Source organism: Allobosea sp. P1_A7 (assembly GCF_056406775.1).
Window position 1 is genome coordinate 1 of sequence record NZ_JBFTZN010000205.1, and the last position, 13250, is coordinate 13250.

A 13250-nucleotide genomic window follows, 5' to 3' on the forward strand; every position below is an offset into this window, starting at 1 on the left:
CCAGTGACCCGGCCCGCAGCGCCGCCGCGACCACCAGGCGCGAGACCACGGTCGCCCCGGCACCGGCCTCCACCGCCGCCCTGACGGCTTCGTTCGAGGGCAATTCAAGCGCGATGTCGAGTTCCGCGAGGCTCCGGCCGTCGCGTGCCAGCAGGTCTTCGAACAGCCGGCGCGTGCCCGAGCCCGGCTCGCGCAGGACCCAGGGCGCCTCGGCGAAGGCCGCGCTTGCGAGCGCGGCTGCGCCGGCCCAGCGATGCCCGCGGGCGACGACCAGCACCATCTCGTCTTCGGCCACCGGCGAGATCGCCAGATGCGGGTCGTCGATCTCCCCCTCGACGATGCCGAGATCGGCGAGCCCGTCATGGACGGCCTGAGCGACAGTTTGCGTGTTGCCGATCGTCAGCGGCGTTTCGATGCCGGGATGGCGCGCCCTAAAGGCGTGCAGCAGCGGCGGCAGCCAGTAATTGGCGACGGTCTGGCTCGCGGCGAAGGCGAGCCGGCCGCGCTTCAGCCCGGCGAGATCGGCCAGCACGGCCTCGGCCGAGGCGGCGCGGGAGAGCACGGCGCGCGCCTCGGCCAGGAAGAGCCGGCCGGCATCGGTCAGCGTGATGCGCCGGCCGATGCGATCGAACAGTTTGACCGCATGGCGCGCTTCCAGGGCCGCGACCGCGGCGCTCGTCRCCGACTGGGTCAGGTTCAGCTCGGTCGCGGCTTTTGTGACATGTTCGCGCTCGGCGACCGCGACGAAGATCCTGAGCTGTTCGAGCGTCATCGCGATCCTTCACATCGTGAGCTTCATCCGCATCAGACTGAATGACGCGATGAAAGGAAAGGCCGCAAGGCCGAGCAGGAGAGGGCGCAGGCATTTGGCCCTGAGCTTGGCGATATCGGTCTCGAGCCCCATCGCGGCCAGCGCCATCGAGAGGAGGAAGGTGGTGGAAAGAACGATCAGCGACTTGGCTGGGCTTCGCACGCTGACRACGCGAGGCCGACCATGGCGACGTAATGATCGACGGAGACGATTGATCCCCGGCGCGAGGGCTTGCCGGGAGGCGCAGAGCCGTGCTCGGCGAGGGGCGAACGGAGGATGAAATCGGCTGAATGCAGGCGGCAGCGATCGCGGGTGTTCCAAGGTGAACGTGGTGCGCCGTCAGGGCCGATCTCTGGCGAGTTTCAACGGCGGCCTCTGTCGGATTGGAGACATGCGAGCGACGGGACATGTGTGGCGCCGAGCGGCCCGATGGGCTCGGCACCCATTTGCTGCGGCCGAGTCCGGCGCCATCGCCGCGACAGATGGCGCGAATGTGGGAGAACTGGCGCTCTGGCTGCAACCTGGTGCGATGCTCGCCTCATTCCGGATTGGAGCCCGCACCTGGCGTATGCATTCACAGGCGGCGGCGAGCCGACGGGCTCAGTTCTTCTGGCAGTGGAAGCCTTCAGCGAAGGTAAGTTCCACCAATGCGCGCCGTCGCTGTTCTCGGGGCCGGGCGGCGCCTGGACCGGGGACTGACCGTTGCTATGCCGGCAGGACGACGACCTTCGTCTTGACCGGCGTACGCGAGTACAGGTGCATCATGTCCTGGCTGAGCAGGCCGACACAGCCGCTTGTGATGCCGTTCCCGATCGATTCGGGGTCGCTGGAGGCGTAGATCGTGTAGAGCGTGTAGGCGCCGTTCTGATAGAGATAGAGCGTGCGGGCGCCGAGCGGGTTTTCGAGGCCGCCGGGCATGCCGCGGGCGTATTTGGCCGCCTCGGGCTGGCGCTTGATCATCTCCTTGGGCGGTGTCCAGGTCGCCCATTCCGCCTTGCGCCCGATATAGGCGTCCCCGCTCCACCGGAACCCGTCGCGGCCGACATTGGCGCCATAGCGGGTGGCCGATCCGTCGTCCTCGACGCGGTAAACGTAGTAATTGCCGGGGTCGACGATAATCGTACCGGGCGCTTCCTTGGTCTCGTAGCGAACGGTCCGGCGATAATATTTCGGATCGACCTTGCTGACATCGACAGCCGGGATCGGGAATTTCTCTTCGGGCACCGGCCCGTAGATCTTGGCCGCCTCGGCGAGGCTCATGCCGTCGGTCGTGCAGCCGGCGAGTCCGAGCGCGCCGACGCCGGCGGCAGAACCGACCAGAAACGACCGGCGGTTGATAAGTCCCGTGCGACGCCCGATCAGAGCGATCTCGTCCATCTTGCCGGCATCGGCATTGCCACCGTCCATGATCATGATTTTGGACTTCCCATGTCTTGCTGCCCGACGAGAGAATACTCGGGCATACACCCGCTGAGCGTCTTCCTGAGCTAAGATTGCCGGGACATGGCCCGGCTGGCAAGCTCTGGCCTTTGTTGCACGGGGCTTGCCATGCACCAAGCCCGCTACCGTCCACGCTGTCTCGCAGCGTTACGTCGCGGTGGCTTCGACAAAAACGTGCAGGTCACGGCACCGCTCGGGTCAGCGGCGCCTCGGCTCATTCGCCCGGCATTTTGCGCATTCGGGCCGGGCGAGGGGCGCGCGGCTCTGGCGCGGGCCGGGGCCTTGCGGAGCCATGAAGCCGGTCGCGCCGGGACGGCCTGGCCCGTGCCGTTCAGGTTCGCCTCGCCGATCAGGCAGCCTTCGAAGGTTCCCGACCCGAGCAGCCCTTCCGAGCGGATCGGCTGGTGCAACGCGAGCAGGCCGCGCGCCTCATACATCGCCATCATCGCGCTCGTGCCGGTGCCGCCCGGCGAGCGGTCGAGCTGGCCGGCGGAGAAGACGTGGACGTTCTTGTAGAAAGCGCCCTCGATCGTCGGCTCGTGCCAGAAGGTCACGAAGTTGAAATTGTTGATGTGGCTCGACGCCGGGTGCTGGATGGCAACCTTCTGGCGCAGCTGCTCGCGGGCGATAATGCCGAGCCGGGAGAGCTCCGAGCCGTTCTCCGGCGAGATCCGCAGCGAGGTGCCGCGAAGCGGATCGTCGTGACGCCATTGGCGCCGCGCCGGACGAGCCCGAGCGCGACCATCGCCATGCCGACCGCGATCGTGCCGTGGCCGCACATATGGGAGTACTGCGTGCCGTCGATATAGATCAGGCCGGCATCGTAGTCCGGGCTCGACGGCGGCGTCAGGAACACGCCGAACATGTCCTTGTGCCCGCGCGGCTCGCGCATCAGCGCGCAGCGCAGCCAGTCGTAGTTCTCCTCGAGGAAGCGGCGCTTCTCCAGGATGTTCGAGCCGGCGGGATAGGGAATCCCGCTATGGATGATGCAGAGGGGCTCGCCCTCGGTATGGGTGTAGACGACGTCGAAGATATTCTGCTGGCGCATGTGCGGGCTCCTTGGGACTAAACGGGGTGGACGGGATCAGCGGCGCTCGGAGAGCACGTCGAGGCCGATGGTGAGGTCGAGCAGCACGATCACGATCGCGGCGACGATGATCGTCAGGCCGGAGACCGCCGCGATCATCGGGTCGATCGTGTACTGGACGTAGTTGAACAGCTTGACCGGGATCGTGGTCAGCTCGGCCGTGGTGTTGAAGATGCTGAGCTCGACATTGATGAAGGAGGCGATGAAAGCGAAGATCGCGCCGCTGACGAGCCCGCTGCGGATCTGCGGCAGCGTCACCAGGAAGAAGGTCGTCAGCGGCCTAGCCCCGAGATCGGCCGACGCCTCCTCCAGGCTGCGCTGCTCGTCGCTGAGCTGCGGCAGCACGGCGCGCAGGACGAAGGGCATGATGATCACGACATGCCCGACGAGCAGGGCCGTGAAGCTGCGCACCAGGCCGATCGCGCTGCCATATTGCAGCAGCGCCGCGCCGAGCACGACATGCGGCAGGATCAGCGGCGACATCAGGATTTCCGACAGCAGGCGGCGGCCGGGAAAGCGATAGCGAGCGATCGCGATCGCGGCGGGCACCGCCAGCACGACCGCGACGATGGTCGCGGCGATCGCGAGCAGCGTGCTGGTCATGAAGGCCGAGACGTAGGACGGGTCGCCCAGCATCTTGCCGTACCAGGCGAGGGTGAGCCCCTGCGGCGGGAAGGCGAGGAAGCTGGTCGTGGTCAGCGAGGCGCCGACCAGCACGACGAGCGGCAGGGCGAGATAGGCGAGTGCCGCAAGGGAGATGATCCTGACGAGGTGCGTGACCATTTCAGGCTCTCCTCGGCTCGCTGAGGCGCCCGGCGAGCGTGACGAGCACCAGCGTCAGCACCAGCATGGTGATGCTGAGCGCGCCGCCATAGTTGAAGTCGAAGACCGAGCTGTATTGCTGGAAGATCAGCATGGAGAAGACGGTGATCCGCCCGCCGCTGAGCAGCGCCGGCGTGACATAAGCGCTGACCGCCAGCATGAAGACCATGACCGCGCCGGCCATCAGCCCGGGCAGGCTGAGCGGGAAGGTGATCTTCCAGAAGGTGCCGGCCGGCGTCGCGCCGAGATCGGCGGAGGCGTGTTCGAGCGCCGGATCGACCTTGGCGAGCGCGTTGCCGACCGCCAGCACGATGAAGGGCAGCAGGATGTAGACGAGGCCGATCAGGATGCCGAGCTCGGTGCCGAGGAAGCGCATCGGCCGCTCGATCAGGCCCAGCCCGATCAGGCCGTCATTGACGAGGCCGTTGCGGCCGAGCAGCACCATCCAGCCGAAGGAGCGTACGATGTTGCTGGTGAACAGCGGCACGATGAGCAGGATGACGCAGAACCGGCGCCAGGGCCGCCAGCGCACCACGCGCACGAGGTACCAGGCGAGCGGATAGCCGATCACGACTGAGACGAGCGTGGTCAGCGCGCCGATCCGGAAGGTCACCCACAGCACGTCCCAGTGATAGCTGTCGGCGAGGATGCGCAGGTAATGCGCGAAGGTCAGGTGACCATCCGGCGTGGTCAGGCTCGCGATCAGGACGACCGCCATCGGCGCCAGGAAGAAGGCGACGAAGAACGCCGCCGGCAGGGCGCAAAGCAGCACGACCGTGCGCAGCCTCCCGCTCATCACGCGTCCACCGGCACGAGGCTGAGATCGCCGGGGCGGATCGTGGCGAAGACCGGCTGGCCCGGCGCGAGGCCCGCCAGCGCCGACGGCGCGAGCCTGGCCGTCAGGACGGTGCCGCCGACCAAGACCGTGACGAGGGCATGGCTGCCGACATGGGTGATCTCGGAGAGCACGGCCGGCAGGGAGAGGCGATCGGCGACGGGCTCCGGCGCAATGAGGATATCCTCGGGCCGCAGCACGCCGGTTAGCGCGCCTTGCGGAGCGTCGCAGGCGGGACGGATGATCGCGCCGTCCAGAAGGGACAGGCTGCCGTCGCCGCGCCGCTCGACCTGGAGCAGGTTGGCATCGCCGATGAAGTCGGCGGCGAAGCGGCTCGCCGGCCGGGCATAGATGTCCTGGCCGCGGCCGATCTGCTCGATGCGGCCGCGGTTCATCAGCACGATCCGGTCGGCCATGCTCATCGCCTCGTCCTGGTCATGCGTCACGAACAGGAAGGCGATGCCGAGCCGGTGCTGGATCTGCYTGAGCTCGCCCTGGACCTTCTTGCGCAGCTTCAGGTCGAGCGCGCTCAGCGGCTCGTCGAGCAGCAGCAGCTGAGGCCGGTTGACGATGGCGCGCGCCAGCGCCACGCGCTGCTGCTGGCCGCCGGAGAGCTGGGCCGGCAGGCGCTCGCCGAAGCCGGCGAGGCCGACGAGCTCCAGCGCCTCGGTGCTGCGCTGGGTTGCCTCGCCCTTCGACGTGCCCTGCCGGCGCGGCCCATAGGCGACATTTTCCAGGACGCTCATATGCGGGAAGAGCGCGTAGTTCTGGAACACCGTGTTGAGCGGGCGGCGATAGGGCGGCAGCCGTGTCACATCCTCGCCGGCGAGCCTGACCGTGCCGGCCTCCGGCGTCAGGAAGCCGGCGATGCAGCGCAGCAGCGTGGTCTTGCCGCAACCCGACGGGCCGAGCAGCGCGATGAACTCGCCCTGCTCGACAGAGAGGTCGATCTCCGTCAGGGCCGCGTGCCCGCCGAAATGCTTGGACAGGCCGTCGATGGCAAGGATGGGGGTGCTCATGCTGCGGCTCGTGGTGCTCGTGCCCGGTCGTTCGCGCGCAGGTCGTTCACTTGCGCGCGATCTCGCGGTTCCAGGCGTCGACGACGCCTGAACGCAGCGCGTTGATCTCCGTCCAGTCGAAGAGCTGCAGGGTCTTGACCGAGCCGGTCTCGCCCCAGGGCAGCTTGCGCGCGGTCTCGGGCTTGACGACGACGTTCTTCACGGACGGGCCGAGATAGAGCTTCTCGGCGAGGCAGCCGGAGGCTTCGGGCGTCAGCGCCTGGTTGATGAATTTCGCAGCCGCGTCCTTCTTCGGCGTGCCCTTCACCAGATGGAGCCGGGCATCGGTTGCCCAGGCGCCTTCCTTGGGCACGACGAAGCCGATCGGCAGGCCCTTGTCGGCAAGGTCCCAGGCGCCGACGTTGAAATGCGCGCCGATGATCGCTTCGCCGCTCTGGTAGGCATTGGTCGCGGCGCCCGAGGAATCGAAGAACAGGGCGGCCTTGAGCTCCTTGATCTTCTTGAAGGTCGGGGCGAGGTCGCCGGGAGTGCCACCCCAGATCTTCGAGAGGAACATGACGAAGGGCACGCCCGCCGAATTCGCGGGGGAGGGGATGGTGACGGCATCCTCGAATTCCGGCTTCCAGAGGTCGTTCCACGATGTCGGGGCGGCCTTGACCTTCTGGGTGTTGTAGGTGAGCCCGAGCGAGTAATAGCCGGTGCCGACTGCATAGGTGGTCGAACCGCTCTTGTAGATGGCCTCGGGCAGCGTGTTGGCGAGATTGGGGATCGCTGCCGCGTCGAGGGTGTCGGTTACCTCCGCGGCGAGCGCCAGCTCGCTGATGCCGCCATCCATCCAGGCGACGTCGATGGTGGGAGCCGCCTTCTGTTGCTGCAGCTTCGACAGGGTGACGGTCGAGGTGCCGATCTCCGGCTTCACGGCGATGCCGGTCGCCTTGGTGAAGGGTTCGGCGACGCAGGCGCGGAAGGCGTCGCCCCAGTTGCCGCCATACCAGGCGACCGTGATAGAAGCGGGTTGCTGGGYCAGCGCCGGCGCGGTCAGCAGGGTGGTCGCGAGCATGGCGCTCGCCAGCCGGGCGGGTCTGTTCATCGTCGTTCTCCTCTGCCTGAGCGTCTTCGCGCTTCTACGATCATGGTGGGCGCGGCGCACGAAAGGCACTAGAATTCGCCGGCCAGAAATTTGAATAATCACGACATGAACACAGCGCAGTTTCCGCCATCGGCCAGCGAGCGGCCGCAATCCGCGCCCATCCCCGTTTCGCGGCTGCGGATCGGCTTCGTCCTGCTCGACCAGTTCACGCTCGCCGCTTTCTCCGGCCTGATCGATGTGCTGCGGCTGGCGGCGGACCATGGCGGCCGCAGTCGCCAGCTGCATGCGAGCTGGACCGTGATGAGCCTCGACGGAGAGCCGCGACGCTCGAGCTGCGGTGTCTCGGTTGCACCGAATGCGGCCCTGCTCGATCCGGCCGGGTTCGACTATGTCGCCGTCTGCGGCGGCAACGACTATCTCAACGACGCCTTGCCCGAGAGCCTGCTCGACTATCTCAGGCGGGCGGCGGCGTCGGGCGCGCGCCTGCTGGGCATCTGCACCGGCACCTTTGCGATCGCCAGGGCAGGGCTGGTCGGTCCGCGCCGGGTCTGCGTGCACTGGAACGTGCTGGATGCCTTCAAGCAGCGCTTTCCCAGGGTTTCGGCAGGGGTGGAACGGCTTTTCATCGACGAGGGCGACCTGATCACCTGCGCCGGCTCGACGGCCGCGATCGATCTCGGCCTCTATCTCGTCGCGCGCCATTGCGGCCGGGACAAGGCCCAGCAGGCGATGCGCCACATGATGCTGCAGGACATGCGGCCGGCCGAGATGCCGCAGCCGCATTTCTACGCGCAGATCGGCTCCCATCTCGACGTCCGGGTTCAGCAGGCCGCGCAATTCATCGAACAGCGCCTCGACAATCCCCCGCCGATCGCCGCGGTTGCGCGCTATGTCGGCGTCAGCCCGCGCCAGCTCGAGCGCCTGTTCGGCATGTCGCTGGGCCAGAGTCCCGCGGCGTTCCAGCGCAAGCTGCGGCTGGACTATGCGCGCTGGCTGATCCTGAACAGCAAGCGCTCGCTCACCGACATCGCCATGGGCGCGGGCTTTGCCGACAGCGCCCATCTCTCGCGCGACTTCAAGGCGAGCTTCGGGGAATCGCCGCGCAGGCTCCGGCAGAAGGGCTAGCGCGGCCGACCGGTACCTGTCGTCTTCAGCTCTGAGGCAGCATCAGCGGCCGAAGCGGGGCGGATATTGCCATTTGGCATAAGTATCCTTATTTCATGCCGAAGTGAGGTGCGCCATGCTTGTAGAGATCCCCCGGACTGTTGCGACCCCGGCGGTGCCGGAGATTACGGTCGAGGAGGCCGCCGCGGCCGCCCGGGCGGTGATCAGGCTCTTCGAAAAATGGGGCCTGACCGACGCCGTCGCGCGCGAGATCCTGGGCGGGCTTTCCGCCCGGACCTATGCCCGTTGGAAGGCAGGGGACCATGGCCGGATCGACCGGGACCTGGCCACCCGCCTGTCCCTGCTGATGGGCATCCACAAGGGCCTGCGCACGCTCTTCACCGACCCTGAGCGCGGCTATGCCTGGGTCGGCAAGCCGAACGACGCCTTTGGCGGCCGGGCCCCGGTCGAGATCATGGCGCAGGGCGACATCTTCTCGCTGGCCCGGGTGCGCTCCTATCTCGATGCCGAGCGTGGTGGTTGGTGAGCGAGGCCGCGCCCGTCATCCGCGTCCACTGGCTCAGGGCCTACCGGATCATCCGCTCGATCTATCCGCCGATCGACCTGTTCGAGGACATCGCCGACCCGAGCGACTGGGAGGCGCTGGCCTCGATCGAGTCGAAGACCAATCCACGGATCTGGGAGCAGATCGGCCGGCTCGATCTCGTTCCGCCGGCGCGACGTGTCGCTGGACATGGGGCGAGCTACCTGATGGCGCCCTTCGTCCATATCAGCACGGATCGGCCAGGCCGGTTCACCGACGGCACCTGGGGCGTCTATTCCGCCGGCCAGAGCGATGAAGTCGCGATCCGCGAGGTCGCGCATCACCATGGCCGGGCGATGGCGGCGAGCCGGGAGGAGAGCGGCTGGACCTCACAGTTCCGCGTGCTGATCAACCAGGTCGATCTCGACCTGCATGATGTCCGGGCCCGGAGCGAGTTGCACGACGCGGACGACTATTCCGCCTCCCAAGCCCTCGCGCGGCAGATGCGGGCGGCGGGATCGAACGGGTTTTTGTACCTGAGCGTGCGCTGCCCCGGCGCAGAGTGCATCGCGATCTTCTGGCCCGACCTGATCCCGATCCCGGTGCAGGGCGACCATTACGACTTCCACTGGGACGGCGCCCGCGTTGACAGGGTGCGGAACTGCCGGACAGGGACGATCCTGGCGCTGTAGCCGAAGAAGCGGACTCAAGTCCTTGGCCGGTCACGCCTTCTTTCCGAGAGGATCGATCACGGAATGGTCGCCGGCGGCGTTCGCGTCAGCGCGAGATGATTTCGCGAACAAGGCTGACGAAGCCCCGAAGATGCAGCCAGAACGCGATGGTGGGCTTCCGGTCCAGCTCGGCTGCGACCTGGGTTGCAGGATCCCTGCGAAGGGCCCGCCAGAAGGACCTCAACCTGGCATTCCAGCGGGACACGCTTCCTTCGGTCATGGCGGCGGTTCTGCGCGATATGAGCTTCGGTCCGCAGAATGGCGCAAAACCATCAGCTGTCCTTGATCCGGATCAAGTCGAACGCCGACAGGGCTGGGGCCGGCCGAGGTCGGCGCCCGCAGGTCCGTTCGGCGCCATTCCAAGGATCGCCCGAGACTGCGCGCGCGGCGGGCAGGAAAACTTGATGGAAATCAATGCTGTGCTGCGAAACAGGAGGATGATGGCGTCCAGGGTTCGGAGCCTCAACCATGCAGACCCCCGGTCAGCACGAGACGATCTCCTTTCTGACGTCGCCGAATGCCTTCGGCTGCGAGGCGGCGGAGATGGTTTCCACCCATATCTCGTTCGTTCTGCTGATCGGCTCGCGGGCCCTCAAGCTGAAGCGCTCCGTCAAACTGCCCTATATCGATCTGTCGACGCCGCAATTGCGGCTGGCGATGTGCGAGCATGAGCTGGTGCTGAACCGCCGGACGGCGCCGGATCTGTATCGCATGGTTCATCGCGTCACCCGCGAGCCTGACGGAAGCCTGGCCTTGAACGGCCAGGGAGAACTGGTCGACGCGGTCGTGGAGATGAAACGCTTCGACGACAGCTTCCTGTTCGACCGCATGGCCGAGAGAGGAGGGCTCACCGCGGCCATCTCGGCCGATCTCGGCGGCGACATCGCCCGGTTCCACCGCTCGGCGCCCGTCTCGACGGATGCCGAGGGCGCCAGGCGGATGGAGCGCGTGCTCGCGGTCAACGAGCGTGCCTTCGCCAGCGCGGACATCCTGCCTTGCCGCGAGGTCGAGGCGGTCACCGCAGCCTGCCGCGAGGCGTTGGCGCGCCATGCCGGATTGCTCGACCAGAGGGCGGGCGATGGCAAGGTCCGGCGTGGGCATGGCGATCTGCACCTGCGCAATATCTGCCTGATCGACGGAAAGCCGCTGCTCTTCGATTGTCTGGAGTTCGACGAGGATCTCGCCACGGCGGATATCCTCTACGACCTCGCCTTCGTTCTGATGGATCTCTGGCACCGCAAGCTCGAAAGCCTCGCCAATGTCCTGTYCAATCGCTATCTCGACACGATTGRCGATGAAACCGGCCTGCGCCTGCTGCCCTTCCTGATGGCGGTGAGAGCGGCCGTTCGGGCTCATGTCACCGCGATCGACAGCGGCAAGGCGGCCGCCGCGAGGATGTCCGAAGCCCAGGCCTATCTCCAGCTTTGCCGCGACCTCCTGAAGCCAAGGCCGGCCATCCTCGTCGCGATCGGCGGCTATTCGGGCTCGGGGAAATCGACGCTCGCCGCCAGGCTCGCATCGAGCCTCGGGCCCGTTCCGGGCGCCCGCATCGCTGCGAGCGACCGCATCCGGAAACACATGTACGGCGTCGCGCCCGAGACGCGGTTGCCCTCCAGCGCCTATGCCGATGACGTCTCCACCCGGACCTATCGCGCGATGGCGGAGCTTGCCGGGAGCATGATTGTGCAGGGCCATGCCGCGATCGCCGACGCCGTCTTCGACCGTCGGGTCGAACGGGAGCGGATCGAGGAGACGGCGCGACATGTCGGTGTGCCGTTTCGGGGGCTCTGGCTTGATGCTCCGGCCCAGATGCTGGTCGAGCGTGTCGCGGCGCGGCGCGGCGACGTATCGGATGCCACGCCGGAGGTCGTCATGGCCCAGCTCGCGCGGCGGGGTGCTGCGAGCGACTGGACGAGAATTGCCGCCGGGGAAGACACCGGCGTCGTCACTGCTGCCGCTCTGACCGCGATCGGCTCGCAAGCCGTGGCGCAGGCGATCTGGCCGGCTGCGGGCTTCAGCCGGCAGGAGAGGGTCCAGGTCAAGTGAACAGGATCGAGACAGGGGACTGCCATGGCGAAATCCATCGCCATCGTGCCGGGGCTCCCGGACCCTGCGCCTGGACGTCACTGCGAGCGCAGACGGCAGGCTATGCGGCAGGGACCGATGCGGCCGGGCACCACGTCGCGACGATCCGGCAGACGGTCGCAAAGGCCTCCAAGGGCTGAGCAAGTGACCGGGCCCGAGGCGTGCCAGGCTCCCCGCCTGCAGACAGGACGCCCGAAGCTCGCGACGGATCTGAATAAAAGTGCTCTGCGAGCGTCCCCTGGCAGCGTCGTCGACAATTGTCAGTGATCCAGTTGTCAGAGATCGAAGAGCCGTGTACGCGGCAGCCTGTTCAGCGATTATCAGGGAGGCGCGCGATGGTTAGACTGTTTGCTAAATCAGCGCTCGCTGGTGTCGGGATTCGCTTCAAGCGCTAATTCCTGCCGCGGCGAGCATCGCCGGGATCGTGTCGCCAACACCACATCTGCGCTCTGGCGCATCGTTGGCCACCCATATCCACCATCTCAAGATGGGTGCGAATCTAAGTGCATCGCAGGAATATGCCATGTTGAAAGAAGAAAGGCAGCATTTCGCTGCCGAAATGCGTTCTGTCGCCGTAGAGAAGCTTTGCGTTGAGGAACACGACTGTGTTCTTTCATTGCGCGTGCACGCCAACCAGGCGTCGTTCGTAGTCAGCAATAGTGATTCACTCGAAGAGGCAGAAGACAATCCTGCCTGCGTGCCGCTCATTATTCGAGCGGCGGGTGAACCGGTTGGTTTTGCCATGTACGCTTTGGATGAGGACGATGGAAAATACTGGATCTATCGCCTCATGGTCGACGAGCGCTTTCAGGGCAAGGGTTACGGGCGGGCTGCTCTCACGCAGATCCTCAATACCCTTGCAGAGTTGCCGGACTGCCCATGCGTCATTCTAGGTGTGAAACCGGAGAACAAGCAGGCGCGCAGGCTTTATGAAGGCGTTGGATTTCGCATCACTGGCGATGTCATCGACGGTGAGATCGTGATGAAATACGACATCTGACCTGCAACGGCCGGCGGCTGCGAAGCCGCCCCCGGGGCCAGATCGCGGTCCCGCCGGGCGATGCTGCGCAGGTCCCTGTCATCCGCGGCCCGGTTGGAAGGACGCGCCGATGCCACCGCATGCTGGCAGGCGCCTCGGGCGCGAAGGACCTGGCTCTCGTCCTCATGCAGCTGTCCGCGGTTCTCGGGCGGGCCGGAGGGAGCGCGTACCCGCTCTCACTCCTTCGCGGGCCGGCGTCAGGCGCTCGCTACCGGAATGGTGATCCCGCACTCGCGGAGCGAGCATGCGGGCTCGATCAGCTTGTCGCAGATCGCCTGCTTGGCAGAGACGGCGTTCCCCCCGCACTTCAGCACCCGGTCGATGACATCGGTGACAATTGGAAACSGTCGGGAATGTTGCGCACGATCATGTCGACGGCCGAGGCTCTCAATCGCGTGTCCGTGCAAGCCTCGGCGTGAGGGCAAGAGCAGTCGCCAGGGATAGCCGACAACGACAGGTACGACCGAGCGGAGCGGGGGGGGCGAGCGGTGGCTCAAGGATCAGGGCCCATTGTTTCCTGGCGAGCAGGCGCGTTCGGCATAATTGAGCCAGAACAAGGAACGCCGTCCCGCGAACGGGTAACAACAGCAGCAGGCTGTAGAAATAGGGGGCGGGGGCGTGGCAATTGGGAGGACAATCGCAT

13 protein-coding genes and 1 pseudogene are annotated in these 13250 nt (G+C 66.4%); 5 read left to right on the top strand and 9 right to left on the bottom strand.

Going from position 1 to position 13250, the window contains the following annotated elements:
- The 9 genes and pseudogenes from AC1D34_RS27125 to AC1D34_RS27165 form a co-directional block, all read right to left on the bottom strand.
- Positions 1-772: LysR substrate-binding domain-containing protein (locus AC1D34_RS27125; protein ID WP_476825868.1), on the bottom strand; the 772-nt coding region annotated here is incomplete at its 3' end.
- Between the two features lie 9 nt (positions 773-781).
- Positions 782-961: pseudogene (locus AC1D34_RS27130) on the bottom strand (YeiH family putative sulfate export transporter); the annotation flags it as partial.
- 555 nt (positions 962-1516) lie between these two features.
- On the bottom strand, positions 1517-2224 hold the full coding sequence (locus tag AC1D34_RS27135) for a L,D-transpeptidase family protein (protein ID WP_441507335.1): 708 nt from the start codon (positions 2222-2224) through the stop codon (positions 1517-1519).
- Positions 2225-2373: 149 nt separating this feature from the next.
- Complete coding sequence (locus AC1D34_RS27140; protein ID WP_476825874.1) at positions 2374-2883, bottom strand: proline racemase family protein; 510 nt, start codon at positions 2881-2883, stop codon at positions 2374-2376.
- The gene (locus AC1D34_RS27145; protein ID WP_476825869.1) at positions 2802-3299 is read right to left on the bottom strand and encodes a proline racemase family protein; all 498 of its coding nucleotides are present in this window, start codon (positions 3297-3299) and stop codon (positions 2802-2804) included. Before AC1D34_RS27145 ends, AC1D34_RS27140 begins: the two co-directional genes overlap by 82 nt.
- Positions 3300-3335: 36 nt before the next feature.
- Positions 3336-4121 carry an ABC transporter permease gene (locus AC1D34_RS27150; RefSeq protein WP_441507337.1) on the bottom strand — a complete coding sequence of 262 codons (786 nt, stop codon included), beginning with the start codon at positions 4119-4121 and terminating at the stop codon, positions 3336-3338.
- Between the two features lies 1 nt (position 4122).
- Positions 4123-4956, bottom strand: a complete 834-nt coding sequence (locus tag AC1D34_RS27155) for an ABC transporter permease (RefSeq protein WP_441507338.1) — start codon at positions 4954-4956, stop codon at positions 4123-4125.
- On the bottom strand, positions 4956-6014 hold the full coding sequence (locus tag AC1D34_RS27160) for an ABC transporter ATP-binding protein (protein WP_476825870.1): 1059 nt from the start codon (positions 6012-6014) through the stop codon (positions 4956-4958). The genes AC1D34_RS27155 and AC1D34_RS27160 overlap by 1 nt, the downstream gene beginning before the upstream one ends.
- A gap of 46 nt (positions 6015-6060) precedes the next feature.
- Positions 6061-7104, bottom strand: coding sequence for an ABC transporter substrate-binding protein (locus AC1D34_RS27165; protein ID WP_476825871.1), 1044 nt, complete (start codon positions 7102-7104; stop codon positions 6061-6063).
- A 105-nt stretch (positions 7105-7209) separates the two neighbouring features.
- On the opposite strand from AC1D34_RS27165, the gene AC1D34_RS27170 reads away from it, so the two are divergent.
- The 5 genes from AC1D34_RS27170 to AC1D34_RS27190 all read left to right on the top strand — a co-directional run bounded on the left by AC1D34_RS27170 (position 7210) and on the right by AC1D34_RS27190 (position 12568).
- Complete coding sequence (locus AC1D34_RS27170) at positions 7210-8229, top strand: GlxA family transcriptional regulator (protein ID WP_441507341.1); 1020 nt, start codon at positions 7210-7212, stop codon at positions 8227-8229.
- A gap of 115 nt (positions 8230-8344) precedes the next feature.
- The gene (locus AC1D34_RS27175) at positions 8345-8755 is read left to right on the top strand and encodes an MbcA/ParS/Xre antitoxin family protein (RefSeq protein ID WP_441507342.1); all 411 of its coding nucleotides are present in this window, start codon (positions 8345-8347) and stop codon (positions 8753-8755) included.
- A complete protein-coding gene (locus AC1D34_RS27180) occupies positions 8749-9444 on the top strand; it encodes an RES family NAD+ phosphorylase (protein ID WP_441507343.1) in 696 nt (231 codons plus the stop codon). The genes AC1D34_RS27175 and AC1D34_RS27180 overlap by 7 nt, the downstream gene beginning before the upstream one ends.
- Positions 9445-9951: 507 nt before the next feature.
- Complete coding sequence (locus tag AC1D34_RS27185; RefSeq protein WP_476825872.1) at positions 9952-11529, top strand: bifunctional aminoglycoside phosphotransferase/ATP-binding protein; 1578 nt, start codon at positions 9952-9954, stop codon at positions 11527-11529.
- A gap of 499 nt (positions 11530-12028) precedes the next feature.
- The gene (locus tag AC1D34_RS27190) at positions 12029-12568 is read left to right on the top strand and encodes a GNAT family N-acetyltransferase (RefSeq protein WP_476825873.1); all 540 of its coding nucleotides are present in this window, start codon (positions 12029-12031) and stop codon (positions 12566-12568) included.
- Positions 12569-13250: the final 682 nt, after the last annotated feature.